The sequence below is a fragment of the Paraburkholderia sp. BR13439 genome (assembly GCF_040948805.1).
GTDB classification, from domain to species: Bacteria; Pseudomonadota; Gammaproteobacteria; order Burkholderiales; family Burkholderiaceae; genus Paraburkholderia; species Paraburkholderia youngii.
The window spans coordinates 41,231-63,113 of record NZ_JBFPKN010000003.1 but is presented as its reverse complement, the minus strand read 5'-3'; the positions used below and the strand labels follow the sequence as shown (position 1 = coordinate 63,113).

Genomic DNA, 21,883 nt, shown 5'->3' with positions numbered 1-21,883 from the left:
GAGGCGGGCCGAAAAGCGGGCCGAAAAGCGGGCCGATAAGCGGACCGAAAAGCGGGGCAATGAGCGGACCGTCGCATCTGTCATGGCTTCTTGCCCTCCGACTTGCCGCGCACGAGCGATTCCGGATGCTGCGCCAGATAGTCGGACAAGGTGCGCAGCGACGCCGCGGTACGGGTCAGTTCGCGCATCGCGTCCTCGGTCGATTGCTGCAGCGACGAGTCCGGCTGCAGCGCGGCATTCGCCGAATCGAGCGTGGATTGCGCCGACAGCAGCGTGTCGAACGCTTTCGGCACGACCTGGGTGTGGAGCTGCCCGAGCATCGCGTTGGTGGTGCGCAGCGTCGAGCGCGCGTCCTTGCCGATATCCTCGAACGGGATGTTGTTGATCTTGGTCAGCAGACGCGTGACCGAGTCCTGAAGCGATTGCAGCGTGCGCGGAGTCGCGGGCATTTCGGGCGGCGTCTTGGTCCAGTCGATCGACGCCTTCGGCGCGTCGGGGAAAAAATCCACCGCGAGATAGAGCTGGCCCGTCAGCGGATTGCCGCTTCTCAACTGGAAGCGCAAGCCTCTCTCGACGAGGAAGTCCGCGAGCGCGCGCGGGTCCGCGGCAAGCCGTCCGCCGTCGCCAGCGCCGTCGTTCCGATAGCGCGACGTGAACCGCTCCGGATAGAGATTGATCTCGACCGGAATGCTGAACTGGCGCGTCTTCGGATCGAAGCGCGTGTAGATCGCCGTCACTTCGCCGATCACGACGCCGCGGAAATCAACAGGTGCGCCGACCGTCAGACCGCGTACGGAATCCGTAAAATTCACCACGTACTTGTCGACGATGCGATCGTGCTGCTCCATCGCGTCGGCGCGCCTGGGGTACAGCTCGAACCGGGTGCCGCTATCGGCGCTCGTCTCTACCTGCGATCCCGGCGGCGATTCGAACGCGATCCCGCCGATGATGATCGACACGATCGACTGCGTTTCGAGGCGCAAGCCGTTGCTGTCGAACGACATGTCGACACCGCTCGCGTGCCAGAAACGCGTGTCGGTTCTCACGAACCGGTCGTAGGGCGCGTTGACGAACACCTTCACCGTGACGCCACGGCCGTCCGGGTCCAGGTGGAACGACGAGACCTGGCCCACCTGGATTCTGCGGAAAAAGACCGGCGTGCCCACGTCGAGCGAGCCGAGTCCAACTCCGTGCAACGTGTACTCGTGCCCCGGCACGTCGCTCGCGATCGCGGGCGGCTCCTCGAGGCCGACGAAACTGCGTCGTGCTTTCGGCGAATTGCCGACATCGACGTCGATATACGAGCCCGACAGCAACGTGCCGAGCCCCGACACCGTGCCGCCCGAAATGCGCGGACGCACGACCCAGAAGCGCGTGTTGTCGACGAGCAGGTCCGACACGTCGCGCGTCACCTCGGCCTTGGCCACCACGCGCTTGTGATCCGGCGTCAGCGATACCGCTTCGACCACGCCGATGTCGACGTCCTTGAACTTGAGCTTCGTCTTGCCTGCTTCGAGACCGTCACCGGTCTTGAAGCTGATGCTGATCTGCTCGCCGCGCTCTATCACCGCCTTCACCGCGAGCCAACCGCCGATCAGGATCGCGACGATCGGCACGAGCCAGACCAGTTGCATCCGCCAGCGCGAGCGCGGCACCGGCTCGGCGGCGGGCAGCTCGGGCTCTTCAGTCGGAGTGGACACGTTCGGTCTCCATAGCGTCCCACATCAGGCGCGGATCGAACGCCATCGCGGCGAGCAAGGTCAGCACGACGACCGCGCCGAACGCGACCGCCGCCGGGCCCGCCTTGATCGTCGCGAGCGCCTGGAACTGCACCAGCGCGACCAGCATCGTGATCACGTAGATGTCGAGCATCGACCAGCGCCCGATCAGCTCGATCAGCCGATAGATCCGCGTGCGCTGCCCGGGCAGCCATTGCCAACGAAGCTGCGTGGACAACGCGAGATAGCCGATGCCGAGAATCTTCAGCATCGGCACCGCGATGCTCGCGATGAATACGAGCACCGCGAGCGGCCACGAGCCCGATACCCACAGATAGACCACGCCGCTCAGGATCGTGTCCTTCTGCGAGCCGAACAGCGAACTCGTGTCCATCACGGGCAGCACGTTGGCCGGAATATAGAGCACCATCGCGGCGACCAGATACGCCCAGGTCCGCGACAGGCTTGCGGGCTTGCGCTGATGCAACGGCGCCTTGCAGCGCGGACAGACATGCTTGCCCGCGCCGCCGGGCTGCTTGAGCAGCAGGCCGCATTCTTCGCACAGCACGAGCCCGTAGGCGGACGCCGTGATGGCGTTGCGGCGCACGCGGATCGGCGGCAATTGCCAACCTTGCGCGCCACGCGCCGCCGTGATGCGCGACCACACTTCGCGCGGATCGAACGTCGCCGCCGCGGCCGCGAGCAGCAGCATCAGCGCGATGAACGACCACAGCGCGGTGCCCGGCACCACCTTCGCGATATGCGCGAGCTTGACCAGCGCGACCAGCAGACCGAGGATCAGCACCTCGGTCATGCCCCACGGCCGCGCGAGCTGAAACACGCGAAAGAACTCGACCGGGCGCCACGGTGCGCGCCCGAAGTGCAGCGGCAGCAGCAGCCACAGCATCGCCGCGGTTTGCAGCACCGGCGTGACGATCGTCGTGAGGCCGACCAGCAACGCGAGCGGCCACGCGCCGTGGGTGTACAGCATGCGCACCGAACCCGCGAGCGTCGTCTGTACGATATTGCCGTTCAGCGACAGACCGACGATCGGAAACGCGTTCGAGATCACGAGCAGCACCGCCGACGCGCACGAGAATGCGAGCGCATACTCGGGCCCGTTCGATCGTCCGCGCCTGAGCTCCGCGCGGCAACGCTGGCAGCGCAACGCATTGCCGGCGGCGGGCGGCGCGCCGAGCTGAAGCAGGTCGCACTCTTCGCACGCGATCAGCTCGTTGCCCGTCATCTCGCCTCCACTGCACCCGACGTTCCACCCGGCGCGGTCAGGTTCTGCGAGACCGGCGCCATCGCTGGCGACGCTTGCGGCCCGGCCGGCGGTGCAGTCATTTTTTCCGCCTCGGCCACCCAGCCGCCGCCCGTCGCCTTGTAGAGCGTGACGTACGAGGTCAGCACCGCGCCTTGGGTCTGCGCATAGCTCAATTGCGCGTTGAACAGGCTGCGCTCCGCATCGAGCACTTCGATATAGCTCGTATAGCCGCCTTCGTAACGCTGCCTAGCGAGGTGCGCATACGTGACCAGCGCTTCGACCTGAAGGTTTTGCGCATCGAGTGCCTGATGTGTCTTCTGCACGGAGAGCAACGAGTCCTCGACCTCCTGAAACGCCACCTGGATCGCCTTTTCATACGAGTACAGCGCTTCCTGCTGGCGCGCTTCGGCCTGATGCACCTGGCCGGTGATGTTGCCCGCCGTGAAGATCGGCTGCGTGACGCTGCCCGCAAACGACCACGCGCGCGCCGGTCCGGTGAACAGATTCGAGAACTGCGCGCTGACCGAACCGAACAGCCCGGTCAGCGAAATCGACGGGAAGTACAACGCGCGCGCCGCGCCGATCAGCGCGTTTTGCGCGACCAGCGTCTGCTCGGCCTCCAGCAGATCGGGACGGCGTTCGAGCAGTTCGGACGGCAGCCCCGCGGGAATCGGCGGCGTGCCCATCTGCGCCAGCTCACGGCCGCGCAGAATCGCGCCGGGATTCCTGCCGATCAACACCGACAACGCGTCTTCCTGCTGGCCGATCTGCGCTTCGAGCTGCGGAACCGTGACCTGCGCGGCTTGATACTCCGACTGGCTTTGCGCGAGTTCCATCTGCGAGACCTCGCCGTAGCGGAAACGCGCCTCGAACACGCGCACCGATTCCGCGCGGCTTTGCACGGTCTCCTTCGCGATCTCGAGCTGCCGGTCCAGACTGCGCAGATTGATATAGGCCGAAGCGACCGAGCTGACCAGCGTCAGAATCGTCGCGCGGCGGCCCTCTTCGCTGGCGAGCAGATTTGCGCGCGCCGCCTCGGTTTCGCGGCGCACCTTGCCGAACAGATCGAGTTCCCAGGACACCGCCAAGGTCGCGTCGAACTGGTTGTAGACGGGGCTCACGCCCTTGGGCACCGTCACGGCTTCGGCCTGCGAGACGCGTTGGCGCGACGCTTCGGCGCCTGCCGAGACTTGCGGGAACAGCCCCGAACGCGTGGTCACGAACATCCCGCGAAACTCGTCGACCCGGGCGGCCGCGACCTTCACGTCGCGGTTGTCCTGCAGCGCGGTGGCGATCAGCTGATCGAGCACTGGGTCCTGAAACTGCTCCCACCATACGGCGTTGGCGATGCCCGCGGCCTCGCCCTGGGCGAAACGATAGGTGGCGGGCACCTCGACCGCCGGGCGTTGGTAGTTGGGGCCTAGCAGGCATCCGCTCAGCGCGAGCAGCATGACGGAGGCGAGCAGACGGGTCGGTGCCGTGCCGCGCATGTCATTCACCTTCCCGCGGCGCGGACGGCGCCTCGCTCGACGCACCGGGCCCGGCCACCGCCGAGGGCTCCCGTCCCGCGCCGCCACTGTGCTGCGCGTCCGGCGTCGACTTTTTGCCTCCCTTCGAGCGCGACGACATCGATTCGAGCAGGTAATAGAACATCGGGATGAAGAACACCGCGATCGCCGTCGCGCCCAGCATCCCGCCGATCACACCGGTACCGATCGAATGGCGGCTGTTCGCCGATGCGCCCGTCGCGATCGCGAGCGGCACGCAGCCGAGAATGAACGCGAGCGAGGTCATCACGATCGGACGCAGCCGTTCTTCCGCGGCGGTCATCGTCGCGTCGAGGACCGATGCGCCGCCCTCGCGGTTGAGCACCGCGAATTCGAAGATGAGGATCGCGTTCTTCGCGGCGAGCGCGACCAGCATCGTCAGCCCGATCTGGAAGTAGACGTCGTTGGACAGCCCGCGCAGCATGATCGCGAGCAGCGCGCCGAACAGAGCGAACGGCACCGCCATCAGCACGCCGAACGGCAGCGTCCATTTCTCGTACTGCGCGGCGAGGATCAGGAACACCATCACGAGACCGAATACGAATACGAGACCGGAGGTGCCGCCCGACTGCCGCTCTTCGAACGCTTCGCCGCTCCACGCGACGTCGTAGCCGTCCGGCATCTGCGCGGCGAGCTCTTCGAGCGTGGAGATCACCTGCCCGGAGCTAAAGCCGGGTGCCGCATTGGCCGTGATCTTGACGGCCGGAAAGTTATTGAACCGGGTGACGAGGTCCGGGCCCGTCACATAGCGATAGGTCGCCAACGCCTTGATCGGCACCATCGTGCCGTTGGTGCTGCGCACGAAGATCTGATCGAGATCGGTCGGCTTCAGGCGATATGACGGCTCCGCCTGCAGGATCACCTGCCACAGCCGGGCCGCGCGGTTGAACTGCGACACGTACAGCGAGCCGAACATCGTCTGCATCGCGCTATAGACGTCTTCGACCGGCACGCCGAGCGTCTCCGACTTGTCGCGATCGACGTTGACCATCAGTTGCTGCGACGACGCATTGAATGTCGACGTCACGCGAGTCAGTTCTTTACGCGCCCGCGCTCTCTGCAAAAACTGCTCGACCACGCCCGCGAGCTGTGAGATGTTCCCGTCACCCTTACTCTGGATCCACACCTCCGTGCCACCCGTCGTGCCGAGCCCCGGAATCGACGGCGGATTGACCGGCAGTACGATGCCCTCCTGCACGTTCGAGAAGTACTTATACGCGTCGAGCAGAAGCGCGCGCGCATTCTGCGTCCTGATGTTGGCCCGCGTGTAGCGTTCGTCGAAGCTCTTCAAACCGACGAAGAATGTGCCGGCATTGTTCTTGTTCTGACTGTCGAGCAGGCTGAACCCATCGATCGTGGTGATGCTGCCGACCCCGTCTCGATCCTTGAAGTAGTCGGTGACGCGTTGCGATACCTGGCCGGTGCGGTCGAGGCTCGCGGCGTCCGGCATGATGACCGCGCCGAGCAGATAGCCCTGGTCCTCGGGCGGCAGGAACGCGGACGGAATCGAGCGCACCATCAGCACCGAGAGCGCGATCAACGCCACGAAGAACACGAGCCCCATGATGCAGCGCTTGATGACGACTTTGACCGCGCGCGTATAGCCCGCCGTCATGCGGGCAAACTGGTTGTCGAACCAGCGGAAAAAGCCCTTTTTCTCGTGGTGCGCGCTCTTCAGCAGCAATGCGGCGAGCGCCGGCGACAAGGTCAGCGCGACGATGCCGGACAGCACCACCGAAATCGCGATCGTGATCGCGAACTGCTTGTACAACTGCCCGGTGATGCCACCGAGAAACGCAACCGGCACGAACACCGCGCACAGCACCAGCACGATCGCCACGACCGGTCCGGCGACTTCGTCCATGGCCATTTTCGAGGCTTCTTTCGGCGACAGCTTGTGCACCGTCATGTTGCGCTCGACGTTCTCGATCACCACGATCGCATCGTCGACGACGATGCCGATCGCGAGCACCATGCCGAACAAGGTCAGCATGTTGATCGAAAAGCCGACGAGCAGCATGAACATGCAGGTGCCGACGATCGACACCGGCACCGCGACGATCGGGATCAGCGTCGCACGCAGGCTTTGCAGGAACACGAACACGACGATCACGACGAGCACCAGCGCTTCGAAGAACGTGTGGATCACGTCCGAGATCGACGCCCGCGTAAACTCGGTCGTGTCCATCGCGATCTCGTAGGTCATGCCTTCGGGAAACGATTTCTTCAGCTCCGCGAGCGTTTTGCGCACCTGCTTCGACACTTCGAGCGCATTGGCGCCCGGCTGCTGATACACGGCCAACACCGTGGCCGGCTTGCCCTGGAAACGGCTGCGAATCGAGTAGTCCTTCTGGCCCAGCTCGGCGCGGCCGATGTCCTTCAGGCGCACGATCGCCGCGCCGCCGCTCGCCGCGCGCACGATGATGTTGTCGAACTGCGACGGCTCGGCGAGGCGCCCCGTGGTCGTGACCGCGAACGACTGCTGCACCGCCGAGCCCGTTGGCGACTGTCCGATGCTGCCGACCGCGAACTGCTGGTTCTGGTTCGAGACGACCTTTTGCACGTCGGCGGCCGTCACGCCCAGTTGCGCCATTCGATCCGGCTTCAACCATATTCGCATCGCGTAGTCTGGATTACCGAATATGGACGACTGGTTCGCGCCGGGAATCCGCTTGATCGCGTCGAGTACGTAGATGTTCGTGAAGTTCGCGATGTAGGTCGCGTCGTAGCGGTCGGTGGGCGAATAGACCGCGATCACCATCATGAATGCCGACGACTTCTTCTGGACCTGAACGCCTTGCGACTGCACCGAGCTCGGCAGTTGCGGCAGTGCGAGATTCACGCGGTTCTGCACGTCGACCTGGGCCAGTTCAGGATTCGTGCCGATGTTGAAGAACACGTTGAGCGTAAAACTGCCGGTCGACGAACTGGACGAGTTCATGTAGATCATGTTGTCCGCGCCGTTGACCTGCTGCTCGATCGGCGCGGCGACGTTGTTCGCGACGACCTCGGCGCTCGCGCCCGGGTAAGTCGCGGACACGGTGATCTGCGGCGGCGTGACGTCCGGGTATTGCGCGACCGGCAGCGCGAACATCGCAATCGCGCCGCCGAGCGTGATGACGATCGAGATGACCGAGGCGAAAATCGGCCGGTCGATGCAGTAGCGCGAGATATTCATGTGGGCGCCCCGTCACTCGGCGGCGGGCGCCGCTGCCGCGCCACTTTGCGATGCAGCCGTCGCCACGGCCGCCGAGTCCTTGGCCGCCGGCAGCTCCTTGACGATCTTCAGCTGCGAATCCGCGGTGACGCGCAGCGCGCCATCCACGACGATGCGCTCGCCCGCCTTCAGTCCATCGGACACGAACCAGTTGTCGCCCTGCCACTCGCCGACTTCGATGACCCGCTGATGCGCCTTCGCATCGTTACCCACGACCCACACGAAGTGACTCTTCGCGCCCTGCAACACCGCGCGCTGCGGCACCAGCGTCGCGTTGGGCCGGATCGCACCGCCGACGCGGGCCTTCACGAACTGCCCCGGACGCAAGGTGTATTTCGGGTTGGCGAAGGTCGCGCGCACGAGGAAGGTTCCCGTTTCCGTGTTGAACGCAGGGTTCGCGAAGTCGATCTGGCCCTGCTCGGCATAAGGCGTGCCATCGGCAAGAATCAGATGCACGGAGAAATTGTTGTTCGGCGGAAAGCGCAGCTGTCCGGCCGCGATTTCGTCGCGGTACTTCAGCATCTCGTTCTCGGAAATGCTGAAGTTCACCCACATCGGGTCGAGCTGGTACACGTAGGTCAGCAAGCTGCTGTTGCCGGTTGCCGTCACGTAGCTGCCATCCTGCTGACGCGCGAAGCTCGACAGCCCGTTCAGCGGAGACTTGATCGTCGTGTAGCCGAGGTTCAGCTGCGCGGTATCGACTTCGCCCTGCGCGGCGAACACCGCCGCGGCGCTTTGCTTCTCGTTGCCGACAGCGTCGTCGAGATCCTTCTTGCTCAATGCATTCTGCGCCGCCAATGGTTGCACGCGCGCGAGATTGGCCTTGGCGACTTCGAGACGCGCCTGCTGCTGGGCCAGTTGCCCTTTCGCGGTCTGCAGCGCGGCCTCGAACGGCTTGCGGTCCATCTGGAACAGCGTCTGTCCCGTCTTGACCAACGTGCCTTCGGTGTACATGCGCTTGTCGAGAAATCCGTCCACCCGCGAGCGGATCTCGACTTCGCGCGAACTCTGGGTTTGCGCGGTGAATTCGAAGTCGACCGGCGTGTCCTGCTGGACGACCGTCATCACGGTCACTTCCGGCACGGCGGCTACCTGCGGTGGCGCTTCCTTTTTGCACGACGCGAGCAGGGTGAGCAGCGTCAGTGCCGCGACGACGGCGAGCAACGGGAGAGGGCCGCGAGAATCCGGCCGCGGCGAGGCCAAACACACGGGTACGGTTTTCATCGCGCACTCCGCCTGATTACAAAGGCGTGCAGTTGCCGAACAGCACGAAGGCATCGTTTCTGTTCGCGATCATCAGCGTCATCTCGCCGTCCGTCGAATCGACGGCCAGCGTCCAGCCAAAGCCCATTTCATTGCCAAGCATCACGAGCTGATCCGCCTCTTTGGTAACCGAGAGCATCGGCGTCGTGTGCGCGGGGCCGACGACCGCGCGTTTGTCGAAGTCGAGCGTGAGGAATTTCGGCAGACCGAGATCCGCGGGCAACGCGCGCGTGCAAGCGATCCCCGGATCGCAGGCGTGCGCGTCGATCGTCGCGCACATCAGCCGCTTGCTGCCGTCGAAGTCCGCCGCGCCCACCTGCATCGCAGCGGTACCGAGAAGAATCGCGAGACAAACCGAAATTGATTTCATCACTTGCGCTCCCGCTCTTATCCTTGAACGCTGCCGCGCTCCGCGCGGCGCAGCCGGCGTTCGGTTCGACGCTTGGACTGAGTTCAGTTTGGTGATCCGAAGAAACGGCGGCAATCGGACCTTGGTCTCATATCTTCCGGTGCGAAGGCGCGCGTTCAGGGTGTCGGCGGCGGACCGCCGATGGCCACCTCGACCGCCTTGAACAGAATCGCGCTGGTGAAAGGCTTGCGCAGATACGCGGCCGCGCCGGCCGCGAGCGCGGCCTGGCGGACGGAGATATCTTCGTAGGCGGTAATCATGATGACCGGCACCCCCATTTGCGCGAGCTGACGCTGGACTTCCAGGCCGTTGGTTCCCGGCATCTGGACGTCCAGAATCACGCAGGCAGGCCGATACGAGGGAATTGCCGCAAGCGCATTCAAGAACTCGTCACCGCTGCAAAACGTCTCCGCCCTGATACCTTCGGAATGCAGCAAACGCTTGATAGCTCGGCACACCGACTCGTCATCGTCGACCACCGCAACGAATTGGTTAGGGTTGACCATATGACAGCGCGAACGCGCGGCCGCTCCGGAAAGGGGACCTCTGATGCCTTAGCGTACTGGTTGAAACCCCAATGAGATATAAGACTTTGGTCCACTAGCGGTGTCGGTCAGCGCCGCTGAAAGTGGCGGCGCAACGCGGGAGCCGGGCGATTATTCTTCGTCGGCCGTACAAAGGCCGCCCTTTCGCAGCAGATGAACGAGTTCGACGATCGATCGGGCCTTCATCTTCTCCATCACGCGGGCCCGATGTATCTTGATCGTTTTTTCGGCCGCGCCCAGATCGCTCGCAACCTGTTTGTTCAGACGGCCGGTCACGACGAGCTCCATCACTTCGCGCTCGCGGCGGGTCAGATGCCGCATGCGCTCTTCTATTTCCTCGCGTTCGTGGCGGCGCCTGCTTTCCACGCATGCGCGCGCGAGCGCGCGATCCACCGCGGCGAGTAACAGCGAGTCGCGCACCGGCTTGGGCAGGAAGTCGACGGCTCCGCCTTTCATCGCGTCGACGCTCGAGCCGATGTCGCCGTGGCCGGTCAGAAAGACAATCGGCAGCAGCTGATCGAGCTTGCGCTGCACTTCGAGTCCCGTCATGCCCGGCATCTGCAGATCGAGAACGAGGCAGGCCGGCATGCTCGTCAAATCGGCTCGTTCGAGAAAGGCCTCGGGACTGTCGAAGCATTCGACCTGGTAGCCGGACGCGCGCAGCAAGCGGGCGAGCGCGCTGCGCACGCTGCCGTCGTCGTCGACGATGAAGACGCGAGTGTTGGTCTGGTTCATGATGATCAGGGCACGAGTCTCTGTCGGATATCGGTCGCGACGGGAAGCGTGACGTGAAACGATGCCCCTTTGCCCTCGTTGTTTTCCGCCCACAGCCGGCCGCGGTGCGCCGTGACGATCGTGCGGCTGATCGACAGGCCCAGCCCGAGCCCCTGCGGTTTGGTGGTGAAAAATGGCCGGAAAATCCTTTCCATGCTGTCGACGTCGAGGCCCTGGCCGCAATCTTTTACCGTTATCCGTATCAGCCCGTCCGCTTCCTCGCGCACCGTCGTTTCGACGCGGCGGTCCGCGGCAGGGCAAGCCTTGACCGCGTCGAAAGCATTCAGCAGCAGATTCAGGATCACCTGCTGAAGCTGAACCTTGTCGCCGCAAATCAGCGCCAGATTCTCCGGGATGTCGAAGCTCGTGTGCACGCCGCGTGTCAACGCATCGCTATGCACGAGCATCGCGGTGTCGCGCACGACGTTGCCGGCGTCCAGCAACTGCAACTGGACATCGCCTTTGCGCACCAGGGCGCGGATCTTCTGCAGCACCTCGTTCGCGCGGCAATTGTCGGCCACGATGTCTTCGAGCGCTTCGCGCAGCTCCACGACGTTGGTGGTCTCCGAATCCAGGAATTTGCGTGCGGCCTGCGCGTTGAAGAGGATCGCGGTAAGCGGCTGCTTCAACTCGTGCGCGAGCGATCCGGCGAGTTCACCCAAGGAAGAAACGCGCGCGAGGTGCGCGAGATCCCTCGTATTTCCATCGACTTCGCCGCACGCACTGCAATCCGATATCGCGGTGATCCGCAATTCCTGATCGTGCACGCGGCACCGGGTGGTTTCCGCTTCCGCGTGAAAGCCGCCGCCATCGCGCCGCCGCGCGATCAGACTCTGCGTGGTCGTGACGCCGAGTTGCAGCTTCGCGCCACGATTGCCTGGACTCGACCGATCGGCGTTGAAGCCGTCGATCGGAAACAGCCTGGCGCTCGGCGCGCCGACCAGCTCTTCGCTCGTGTAGCCGAACAGTTGCGCCGCCCGCGCGTTCGCGAAGATGATCTGGTCGCGTTGATCGATCGTGACGATCGGGACCGGCAACATTTCGAGCGTCTCGCACAGCGGCACTCTCGCGTCGAGCATGCGCCGCGTGCCGCTATCGCCTTCGCCTCGCAACCATGACGAGCAGGCGGCGAGACAGCGCCGCCATGCCGGCAAGCCGGACGGCGGCTCGCGGGTATCGCGGGGACTCTGCCGGCTCGACACGCCGGTGATACTTCGAGCGGTCTGAAACCGGTGATGTCTGGGTGAAGACTGTCTGGAACGGTCGTGCCCGGACAGGGGAGGACCGTCGTTGCGCGCATTGTCGATCTGCGACGGGTTGCTTTGGCCCATGTGGCGCGGTTGCGCGTGCAGCGCCGTGAGGATTCCCGCTACCCCGATCGCCAGGTGTCTGCCATGCACGATCAGATTAATCATTGGCCCCTCCGGGTCCAGTGCGAAGGGATTCCGTACAACTGCGACGTCTTTATCGTTGGGCTGCGAACCACATTAATCGACTTCACAATCGGTACTTCGCACGTCTGGTGGCTGGAAGTCAGTATAGGACATCCAGAATCAATTACCGACAGGAGACCGTAATTTATGCCATTTACTCGGGAAACTACTCAATGGTTTTTTGCATTGTCCGCCGTCAACCGGCAAATGGCGCCTCAGTTTGTTAGGCAGTTAATTATTGCTGGGCGAGAGTGCCGGCCCATCCTCACGCGCACAAGGTTAGCAAACCAGCAACGTCGCAGTTCGGAGCCGCAATGCTTTCTCTCCGGGCGATAGCGCTTTCAAATGGAAACTTCAACGGTAAAGTTTTCATGCAGTGCGAATTAAAGAGCCAGCGGGTAGGCCGAACGCCAATTGTGCAATTTAGTTAATCTCCCGTAAATATGTTTTTGACGCAAGTCAACTTTGTATCCCGATATTCCACGCGGTGAATATCTGCTTTCATCAACCGCGAAAAATAAATCTATGCCAGGCAGATGAGGAACCCGAGTTTCGGTTTCGTCTTTTCTACCGGCATTGAATAAGCAGGACGGTCAGTGCAGATCAAAGGCGGCGTCGCCGCGAGCCGCGAGCGCAGCTGGCTCGCAGCGTTTCGTGAGAACAACGGGAAGGATGATAGGGAGGCCGGCTGAGGTGGGTCCGCCAAAAACCATGCTCGGCGCGTCGCCGTACCAAAGCATGCGACGCGCCGCCGGGTGACGGCGTCATGACGATCGATCGAATGGCGCTGCTTGCCGCGTCCGGTTACAAATTCAGCCGCGTAACCTTGGTGCCAGCCACCGACACGTCGGCCATCAAGCCCGTATTGGTCAAGACCATCGCCACGACCTCGGCGGTCGCCGACGAGGTATCGATCGCGCCGTTAGCCCCGACTTTCAGCAGCGAAACCGACGCGTCGGCGCCCGCCGACCAGCCCTTCGAGTTGCGGAATTTGTCGAGCGAAGCCTGCGTCATGAACAGGAAGAACACGGCGGTCGACTGCGCGCCGGCCTGCAATCCGAACGAAGCCGCGGCGGTACTGTAATAGCCGACCGTCGCTCCGCCGACGCGCAATGCGCCTTCACCGTACTCGCCACCGACGATGAACGCCGCCTTCTTCACCGAAGGAAACACCAGCACGCCCTGCGCTTTCGATACGAGCTCGTGCGAGCCTTGCACCGTATCGAACAATTTCGACAGCGCACCGTTCACGGCCGCGTCGATCTCCTGCCGTTTGGCGGCGTCGGTAGTGGCGCTTTCGCCACTTCCTCCGGTCGTCGTGCAACCCGCCAAAGCCAGACTCGCTGCCATGGATGTTAGCGCGAGCGTGTGCACAAAGTTCCGTCTGTTCACTTTCGACTCCGTTCTGGTTACGATCCGAGTCGCCAGTCGTGATGTCTGGAAGCCTCGATCTTTTTTCTCTGCCGTGAAGCGGCATAGCCGCCCAAGGAACCATCAATGCCACCGCCGCGCGTCGATCTTCCGAGCGCATCTAGCGAGCATTGGAAGCGTCGCTCTTAAGTGACCGGAGCGACGACTACAACGCTTGCAGATACATGATGTCACGCTGAAACCGCTGCGGAATCGGACCTTGGTCTTACAGGTAGCGCAGTGTGGATGCTGAGCGAAACGCGAAGCCAGAGGACATCGATCATCCGCCGAGCGCGATGATCGCCATGGTCAGCAGCACGCCGACCGCCGCCATCGCAAGGCCGGCTTGCCAGCCGCGAAATCCCGCGTATTGGCCCAGCGCCATGCCGCTGCCGAATAACATCGCAATGGTCAATACACGGGAGACGATCAGCGCGGTCGGGACGTGCGCGAACAGCACGAAGGGCAACGCGACCGGGAACGTCGAGGCAACGACGAGCACGAAGATAGCCGCGGCGGCGACGAAATCGTCGCGCACGAATATGGCTCGCTGCGGCAGATCCGGCCGCGCGGCAACACGCCTGCGGATCGACTCCAGCTCCGTATCGCCGATCAACGGCTTGAGCCATGACGCCATCGCATCGCGAAGCGCCCGAACGCCCGCGGCTGCATCCGGCTCACTTCGCACGGAATGTGCAACCGTCATACGTCTGCCGCGAGACACCAGCGTACGCACGAGGTACATCACCGCGTCCGCGAGACCCCAGGCAAGATTGCAGCCGAGCGCGGTGTAGAACATCTTGTGCCCCGCGTCCGCACCCGCGCCAACGGCCGAGACGGTACCGACGAAGGTCAGCGCCATGAAGAGGCCGAAACATAACTCGCACACTCGATCGACGACATCGAGGACCGGCTCCCTGTCGCCGACGTTTTCCCTCTCCGTGTGACCGGCGGCATCCATGAGGCCTCCCGTGGCGATGGCGTCGAACTATCGCGCGCGCCTTGCCGGCATATGGACGAGGTACCGCGAGGACAGTCGGATCGGGCTCGCGCGAGCAAACGCCCAGAGCATACAGCGCGCCCTGTACCGACGATATTGGACCAAGGTCGTATGGCCCTGCTTCGCGCCGCACTCTACCTTGGGAATGGATCATTGCGCAGTACCCTGGAACAGTCCGCGCTGGGGAGAAGAGTATGGCCAAAACGAAGTCGGAAAACGGGCAGCCCGAGAAAGACAGTTCGCTGTCGTACAAGGAGTATCGCAAGGCGTTGTTCGATCTGCATGTCGAACTCGTCAAGCTGCAGGAATGGGTCGTGCAAACGGGAGCGAAGATCTGCATCGTCTTCGAGGGTCGTGACGGCGCCGGCAAAGGCGGCACGATCAAGGCGATGACCGAGCGCGTCAGTCCGCGCGTGTTCCGCGTGGTCGCGCTTCCGGCGCCGAGCGAACGCGAAAAAAGCCAGATGTATATGCAGCGCTACGTGCCGCACTTGCCGGCCGCGGGCGAGGTCGTCATCTTCGACCGTAGCTGGTACAACCGCGCGGGCGTGGAGCGCGTGATGGGCTTTTGCTCCGAAGATGACGTGCAGGACTTCTTCAAGGCGGTGCCGCTCGTCGAGCGGGCGATCGTTCATTCCGGGATCATCCTGCTCAAATACTGGCTGGAGGTCAGCCCCGAGGAACAGACTCGCCGGCTCGAAGCACGCATCAACGACGGCCGCAAGCTCTGGAAGTTGACCGACATGGACCTGAAATCCTATAGCCGATGGTATGACTACTCGCGCGCCCGCGATGAGATGCTCGCGGCGTCGGACACCGACTTCGCTTCGTGGTACCTGGCGAACTCGAACGACAAGCGGCGCGCGCGGCTGAACATCATCAGCGATATGCTTCAGAGGATTCCGTATAAGCAGCCTACCCGCAAGAAGGTCTCGCTGCCGAAACGGCAAAAGCCGGACGGCTATAAGGAACCAGACTATCCGTTTAAATACGTGGCCGAGCGGTATTGATGAGGCAGGTGTAGTTGCCTCACCTCGCTAGAACGACTCGTTGAACGGGCGCAGGTCGATTTCCTGCGACCACGCGCTGCGTCCCTGCTGATGCAGGTGCCAGTATGCTTCGGCGATGTCGTCGGGGTTCAGCAGGCCGTCCGGGCCGCGTTCGGCCACGTATTGCGGCGCGGACGTGCGCAGACGTTCGCCGTCGATGCCGCCATCCACCACCACGTGCGCCACATGAATATTGCGCGGCCCGAACTCGCGCGCGAGGCTCTGCGTGAGCGAGCGCAAGCCGGCTTTGGCCGCGGCGAATGCGGCAAACGGCGGCCGCCCGCGCAGCGACGCGGTGGCGCCCGTGAACAGCAGCGAGCCTCGTCCTGCTGCCAGTAAGGCCGGCAACGACGCTCGCGCGAACAGAAAACCGCCAAGGGTGATGACGCGCCATGCCGCCTCGAACTGCTCGGCGCTCAATTCGAGCGTCGGTCCACGCGTTGCGCCGGCAGCGTTGAAAATCGCGACTTCGAGCGTGCCGTGGTCGGCGAGCTGGCGCGCAATGGCGGCTAGTTCGCTCTCGCTCGTCACGTCGCCGGGCAACGCATCGGCTTGCCCTCCGGCACGCCGGATTTCGTCGACGATCGTATCGAGCCGATCGCGCGAACGGCCCGTCACCGCGACGCGCAGACCCTCGCGAGCAAAACGACGCGCGAGCGCGGCCCCTAGCCCGGCGCTCGCGCCCACTCCGGCAATCCACGCGACACGCGCGTTCGCCGCGTTTCCGACGGCTTCAGTCATCGCACTCTCCTTTGGGTCGTAGCCGTGCCATGACAGGCGTCACGGCACCAAGTACATGATTGCATGGTGTCATCAGCTTAGGCGAACTTCGTCGGATCGGCTGGCGAATCGACTCGTCAGAGTTGTCGAGCTGCCGCTGACTTTCAAACGTAGGGCAGCGCTGCCTCGCAAGCGGCTTCAACGAGGCTGCGGCGATAAGCGAAGGCCGCGAGCGGGTAGTCGAAGAAGAAGCGGCCCGTGTCCCGTTTCTGCACGTAAAACGCTTCAGCCTCGCATTGCGGCGTCGCAATTCGCAGCGTGCGCGCCCACGCGAACGCCAGCAGCATCCAGCCAAGCATCGCGAGATAGTCGTCCGCGACGCGGTAGGCCGTCTCCGGGTCTTGCGCATGGCGTGCCTTGATCACCCGCGTCGTGTTCCCGACTATCTCCGCGAGTTGTTCGAGCTTCGCTCCCGCAGAACGAACCAGCGGAACGGACTCCTGGCACAACCGCGCTTCGGCGCGCACGTGACGAAGCAGCATATCGAGGGCTCCAGCCCCGTCTGGCAGCACCTTCCGAACCAGCAGATCGATCGCCTGAATCTCGTTGGTGCCTTCGTACAACATCGACACGCGGCTATCGCGCAACGTCTGTTCGATGCCGTACTCGTGGATGTAGCCGTAACCGCCGAACACCTGCAATGCCTTCGATGCGGCGTCGAAACCATTGGCCGTAAAAAACGCCTTCGCAACCGGCGTGAGCAACGATGCGAGCTGCGCCGCCCGGTCTCGCTCGTCGGCATCGGCATGATGCGCGGCGATGTCGAGCCAATGCGCGGTCCAGTAACCGATCGCGCGCTCGCCTTCGACGATCGCCTGCAGCTCCATCAGAATCCGTCGCATGGCCGGATGAAACGCGATCGGCGCAGCCTGCCCCGCCGCGACGGTCACGCCGGGCGGCACGCTGACCGCGCGCATCTGCGCGCGTTCCTGCGCGTAAGCATGCGCGCGTTGCCACGCGGTATGCGCATGCCCGAGGCCTTGCATCGCAACCTGCAGGCGCGCCGCATTCATCATCACGAACAGGCAGGCGAGGCCGCGATGCGGCTCACCGACGAGCCAACCGAATGCGCGTTCGAAGCGCATCGTGCAGGTCGGGCTGCCCTTCAGGCCCATTTTCTTTTCGATGCCTTCGCAATGGACTCCATTGCGCGAGCGCCCACCGTCGCCGTCTTTGAGCCATTCCGGCACGACGAACAGTGACAACCCTTTCGTACCGGATGGCGCATCGGGCAAACGGGCGAGCACCAGATGAACGATGTTCTCCGTCAGGTCGTGCGCGCCGCCGCTGATGAAGATCTTGCTGCCGTCGATGAAATACCCGTCGGTGCCCGGTGCTTCTGTCGCACGCGACCGGATCAGGCCGACATCGCTGCCGGCCTGGGGCTCGGTCAGACACATCGTCGACAGCCACTCGCCACTCGCGACTTTCGGCAGCAACTCTGTTTTCACGCGCTCGCTGCCATGCGTCTGCAAGCAGGCAGTCGCACCGTGCGTGAGCCCAGGAGACATCAACCACGCATGATTGGCGCCCGCGAGCATTTCCTGCAGTGCGACGTCGAGAAGCTGCGGCAGGCCCTGTCCGCCGTGCTCGGCGTCGAGCGACAGCGTCGGCCAACCCGCTTCGACGAACTCCGCGTAGGACTCGCGAAAGCCCGCGGGCGTCGTCACCTTGCCCGCATCGAAACGACATCCTTCGAGATCCGCGCTCGCGTTCAGCGGCGCGATGCGCTCCTCGACGAAACGCGCCGCTTCCTCCAGCACCTGCTGCGCCGTCTGCGAGTCGAGGTCCTGCCAGTCGGGCACATCGCGCCACCACGACGCGGCGTCGAGCCACTCGTCGATCGCGAAGCGCATGTCGCGCAGCGGCGCCTTATAAGTCAACGTCATTTCTTCGTGTCCCCGGACTAGCTGCCTTTGCGCGCATGAATCACCGTCGCGTCGGCTGGGTCGGCTTCGTGCATGGCTTCCACGAGCGCGGCGCGGTGCTGGAGCACGGCGCGCTGATTGATCGAGCCTTTATCGGTGATCTCGCCCAGGTCGAGCGACGGCGGCACGCTCAGCAGGTGCATGCGGGCAATGAACGACGCACTGCCCGTCGCACTCCGATTCAGCCGCGCGACGAGTTCGCTGAAGAAATCGCGCACGGCGGCCGTGTTGAGCACCTCCTCCGTGCTCGCATCCGCGGGCGAACGCGCCAATGCGCGACACGCGTCGAGGCGCGGAAAAATCATCACGCCGACTTCGTCACGGTTCATCCCCGTAATGACCGCATCCTGAACGTAGGGCGCCCCTTCGCTGATGATGCGCGCGCGCATCGGCCCAACGCTGACGAAGGTTCCCGACGCCAGCTTGAAGTCTTCCGCAATGCGGCCATCGAACATCAGGCCCAGTTCCGGACGTTGCGGGTCGACGAAACGCACGGCGTCGCCGGTGCGGTAGTAGCCTTCGTCGTCGAACACGCTGCTCTGAAGCGCCGGCGATGCGCGCCAGTAACCGCCCATCACGTGAGGGCCGCGAAAGCGCGCTTCGAATTTGCCATCGACGGGCGCGATCTTGGCCTGGCACCCCGGCGGCGGCAAGCCGATGTAGCCGGCGCACGATACGGGTCCCGTCGTGAACAGACACGACGGCGCGGTTTCGGTCATGCCGAGCCCGGCCATGATGCGGATGCGTTCTCCGCAATGTTCGAGCGTCACGCGTTCGAGACGCTCCCACGCCGCCTGCGACAGACCAGCGCCCGCGAAGAAATACATCTTCACGCGCGAGAAAAACCGCTCGCGCAACACCGCATCCTTTTCCAGCGCGATGGTCAGTTCTTCCCAACCCTTCGGCACGTTGAAGTAGATGGTCGGCGCGACCTCACGCAGATTGCGCAGCGTCTCGTCGAATTTGCCGGCCACGGGTTTGCCGTCGTCGATATAGAGCGTGCCGCCGTTGTACAGCACGATGCCGACGTTGTGGCTGCCGCCGAACGTGTGATTCCAGGGCAGCCAGTCGACGAGAACCGGCGGCTCGATGCCGAACTGCGGAAAGGTTTCGAGCAGCATCTGCTGGTTTGCGCCCAGCATGCGATGCGTGGTCGGCACGGCTTTCGGCAGGTTCGTCGAGCCGGACGTGAACAGGAACTTCGCAATCGTGTCGCCATTCACGCGCGCGTTGGCCGCGTCGACGTCGCCCGGGACGGTGTCGAGCAATGCGTCGAAGCGCGTCACCCTGGACGCGTTCGGCGCGGGCGCCGCGCTGACACGTTCGACTTCGCTACCCAACGCGGCATCGAGCGCCGCTGTATATGCACCGATATCGTCCGCGTAGACCAGACCCGGTTTGAGCAGTTCGAGGACATGGCGCAGCTTTCCGTAATCGCCCGACATCAACGAATAGGCCGGCGACACTGGTGCATAAGCGATACCGGCCCACATCGCGCCGAGTGCGAGTTGCATATGTTCGACGCTATTGCCCGACAGGATCACCAACGGGCGCTCGGCGCTGAGATCGCGATCGAGCAGCGCCTGCCCGATCGCACGCGCGCGCTCGAGCATTTGCGCATATGTGATGCCTTGCCACGCGCCATTGGCATCGCGTCGCGCGACGAGCAGCCGGTCGGGATGCGCGCGTGCGCCGCTCAGCAAGCGGTCGGTAAAGCGCTCCGGAAACCGGCCCAGAGGTTCAAGTGACTCGAGGTACCAGCAGTCGCCGCGTTTCTCGATCCGCGAGGAAGGCGCTCCGATGGCGACGCTCCGGTATCCGGTCGCCAGAGAGCTTGCGTGGCTGTGCTCCGATTCCAAAACCTGTCTCCTATGTCGACCAGAGTTAGCGCTTTAGCGCTTACTCTGGTCCCATGCGATCTATCGCGGTCGACCAGAGTTAGCGCTTTAGCGCTTACTCTGGTCCCATGTTGGTTGTATCCCCTTTCTAATACCCGTGGGGCAAGGAAAAACGGCGTCGCTGTCTCATGCAAGGATGGGGTGGCCGCAATCATTGCGGCCGGGAGCCGACGCCTAGATCGGATAATGACGCGGGCTCGTCTGCACCGTGATCCAGCGCAACTCGGTGAACTCGGGAATCGACGCCTTGCTGCCGAAGCGCCCATAACCGCTCGCCTTCACGCCACCGAACGGCATTTGCGCCTCGTCGTGCACGGTCGGGCCGTTGATGTGGCAGATGCCCGACTCGATGCGTTTCGCGACGTTCATCGCACGCGCAATATCGCGGCTGAACACGGCCGCCGACAAGCCGTACTCGCTATCGTTGGCGACCGTCAGCGCCTCTTCGTCGCCGTCCACGCGCTGTACCGTCACCACCGGGCCGAACGATTCGTCGGCATAGAGCTTCATCTCGCGGGTAACGTTCTCGACGATCACCGGCTGCATGATCGCGCCGTTCACCTCGCAACCGAGCGGCAGATTCGCACCCTTTTCGCGGGCATCTTCGACGAGCGCGCGAATGCGCCGCGCGGCGGCTTCGCTCTCCAGCGTGCCGAGAATCGAGCCCGGCTGCGTCGGATCGCCTGCCTTCAGCGTGCGCGCTTTCGCGACGAGCTTCTCGACGAACGCATCGGCAACCTTGCGATCGACGATCACGCGTTCCGTCGACATGCAGATCTGGCCTTGATTGAAGAACGCGCCGAACGCGATACCTTCGACCGCGGCGTCGAGGTCCGCGTCGTCGAGCACGAGCACCGGCGCCTTGCCGCCCAGTTCGAGCAGCGCGGGTTTCAGATGGCGCGCCGAAAGCTCGGCGACGATGCGGCCGACCCGCGTCGATCCGGTGAAATTCACGCGCTTCACGGCGGGATTCGCGACCAGACGCTCGACGATCGCGGGCGCATCTTCCGGCGCATGCGTGAGCACGTTGACGACGCCTTCGCCGAGACCCGCGTCGTTCAGCACTTCGCCGATCAGCGCATGAACGCCGGGACACCCTTCCGAAGCCTTCAGCACGACCGTATTGCCGCACGCGAGCGGCATCGCGAGCGCACGCGTCGCGAGAATCACGGGCGCGTTCCACGGCGCCATGCCGAGCACGACGCCGCACGGCTGACGCACGGCCATCGCGAGGCTGCCCGGCACGTCCGAAGGAATCACCGCGCCGTCGATCTGTGTGGTCATCGCCGCGGCTTCGCGCAGCATGTTGGCCGCGAGCATCACGTTAAAGCCGTACCAGTTCGCCATCGCCCCCGTTTCGGCCGCGCCGATCGCGATGAACTCGGGCGTGCGCGCGTCCATGCGGTCGGCGGCGGCGAGCAGGCGTTTGCGCCGTTCCGTCGGCGTGAGCGCCGCCCATGCCGGGAACGCGCGCGCCGCGGCGGCGACGGCCGCATCGGCGTCCTCGACGGTGGCCGCCGCGGCGCGGGTGGCCACCGCGCCCGTCGCGGGATTGATGCGCTCGAAAGTCTTGCCGTTCGACGCGGCACGTTTCGCGCCGCCAATCAACAGGTTCGTTTGATGCATGTGTTCGTCTCCTCAGTCG

The 21,883-nt window shown here is 63.9% G+C and carries 16 protein-coding genes; 1 reads left to right on the top strand and 15 read right to left on the bottom strand.

Going from position 1 to position 21,883, the window contains the following annotated elements; all coding sequences use genetic code 11:
• Window positions 1-80: 80 nt before the first annotated feature.
• The 11 genes from AB3X96_RS07000 to AB3X96_RS06950 all read right to left on the bottom strand — a co-directional run bounded on the left by AB3X96_RS07000 (window position 81) and on the right by AB3X96_RS06950 (window position 14,544).
• Entirely contained in the window at window positions 81-1,700 is a 1,620-nt protein-coding gene (locus AB3X96_RS07000; protein ID WP_368589114.1) for an intermembrane transport protein PqiB, read from the bottom strand.
• Window positions 1,684-2,964, bottom strand: coding sequence for a paraquat-inducible protein A (locus AB3X96_RS06995; protein ID WP_368589113.1), 1,281 nt, complete (start codon window positions 2,962-2,964; stop codon window positions 1,684-1,686). The genes AB3X96_RS07000 and AB3X96_RS06995 overlap by 17 nt, the downstream gene beginning before the upstream one ends.
• A complete protein-coding gene (locus AB3X96_RS06990) occupies window positions 2,961-4,475 on the bottom strand; it encodes an efflux transporter outer membrane subunit (RefSeq protein WP_368589112.1) in 1,515 nt (504 codons plus the stop codon). Before AB3X96_RS06990 ends, AB3X96_RS06995 begins: the two co-directional genes overlap by 4 nt.
• Before the next feature lies 1 nt (window position 4,476).
• On the bottom strand, window positions 4,477-7,710 hold the full coding sequence (locus tag AB3X96_RS06985; protein ID WP_368589111.1) for an efflux RND transporter permease subunit: 3,234 nt from the start codon (window positions 7,708-7,710) through the stop codon (window positions 4,477-4,479).
• 12 nt (window positions 7,711-7,722) lie between these two features.
• A complete protein-coding gene (locus tag AB3X96_RS06980) occupies window positions 7,723-8,973 on the bottom strand; it encodes an efflux RND transporter periplasmic adaptor subunit (RefSeq protein WP_368589110.1) in 1,251 nt (416 codons plus the stop codon).
• A gap of 16 nt (window positions 8,974-8,989) precedes the next feature.
• A complete protein-coding gene (locus AB3X96_RS06975) occupies window positions 8,990-9,382 on the bottom strand; it encodes a hypothetical protein (RefSeq protein ID WP_176107422.1) in 393 nt (130 codons plus the stop codon).
• A gap of 155 nt (window positions 9,383-9,537) precedes the next feature.
• Window positions 9,538-9,927, bottom strand: a complete 390-nt coding sequence (locus tag AB3X96_RS06970; RefSeq protein ID WP_013093249.1) for a response regulator transcription factor — start codon at window positions 9,925-9,927, stop codon at window positions 9,538-9,540.
• 150 nt (window positions 9,928-10,077) lie between these two features.
• The gene (locus tag AB3X96_RS06965) at window positions 10,078-10,701 is read right to left on the bottom strand and encodes a response regulator transcription factor (RefSeq protein ID WP_368589109.1); all 624 of its coding nucleotides are present in this window, start codon (window positions 10,699-10,701) and stop codon (window positions 10,078-10,080) included.
• Between the two features lie 5 nt (window positions 10,702-10,706).
• Window positions 10,707-12,155, bottom strand: a complete 1,449-nt coding sequence (locus AB3X96_RS06960) for an ATP-binding protein (RefSeq protein WP_368589108.1) — start codon at window positions 12,153-12,155, stop codon at window positions 10,707-10,709.
• A gap of 822 nt (window positions 12,156-12,977) precedes the next feature.
• A complete protein-coding gene (locus AB3X96_RS06955; protein WP_368589107.1) occupies window positions 12,978-13,523 on the bottom strand; it encodes a YSC84-related protein in 546 nt (181 codons plus the stop codon).
• A gap of 340 nt (window positions 13,524-13,863) precedes the next feature.
• On the bottom strand, window positions 13,864-14,544 hold the full coding sequence (locus AB3X96_RS06950; protein ID WP_368589106.1) for a hypothetical protein: 681 nt from the start codon (window positions 14,542-14,544) through the stop codon (window positions 13,864-13,866).
• A gap of 233 nt (window positions 14,545-14,777) precedes the next feature.
• On the opposite strand from AB3X96_RS06950, the gene ppk2 reads away from it, so the two are divergent.
• The gene (gene ppk2 / locus AB3X96_RS06945; protein WP_368589105.1) at window positions 14,778-15,593 is read left to right on the top strand and encodes a polyphosphate kinase 2; all 816 of its coding nucleotides are present in this window, start codon (window positions 14,778-14,780) and stop codon (window positions 15,591-15,593) included.
• Between the two features lie 27 nt (window positions 15,594-15,620).
• On the opposite strand, the gene AB3X96_RS06940 is transcribed toward ppk2, so the two are convergent.
• The 4 genes from AB3X96_RS06940 to AB3X96_RS06925 all read right to left on the bottom strand — a co-directional run bounded on the left by AB3X96_RS06940 (window position 15,621) and on the right by AB3X96_RS06925 (window position 21,864).
• Window positions 15,621-16,373 (bottom strand): SDR family NAD(P)-dependent oxidoreductase, encoded by a 753-nt coding sequence (locus AB3X96_RS06940; protein WP_176107417.1) that lies wholly within the window; start codon window positions 16,371-16,373, stop codon window positions 15,621-15,623.
• Window positions 16,374-16,516: 143 nt separating this feature from the next.
• Window positions 16,517-18,301 (bottom strand): acyl-CoA dehydrogenase family protein, encoded by a 1,785-nt coding sequence (locus tag AB3X96_RS06935; RefSeq protein WP_368589104.1) that lies wholly within the window; start codon window positions 18,299-18,301, stop codon window positions 16,517-16,519.
• A 17-nt stretch (window positions 18,302-18,318) separates the two neighbouring features.
• On the bottom strand, window positions 18,319-20,199 hold the full coding sequence (locus AB3X96_RS06930; protein ID WP_368589103.1) for a feruloyl-CoA synthase: 1,881 nt from the start codon (window positions 20,197-20,199) through the stop codon (window positions 18,319-18,321).
• A 213-nt stretch (window positions 20,200-20,412) separates the two neighbouring features.
• On the bottom strand, window positions 20,413-21,864 hold the full coding sequence (locus tag AB3X96_RS06925) for an aldehyde dehydrogenase (protein ID WP_368589102.1): 1,452 nt from the start codon (window positions 21,862-21,864) through the stop codon (window positions 20,413-20,415).
• Between the last annotated feature and the right edge of the window lie 19 nt (window positions 21,865-21,883).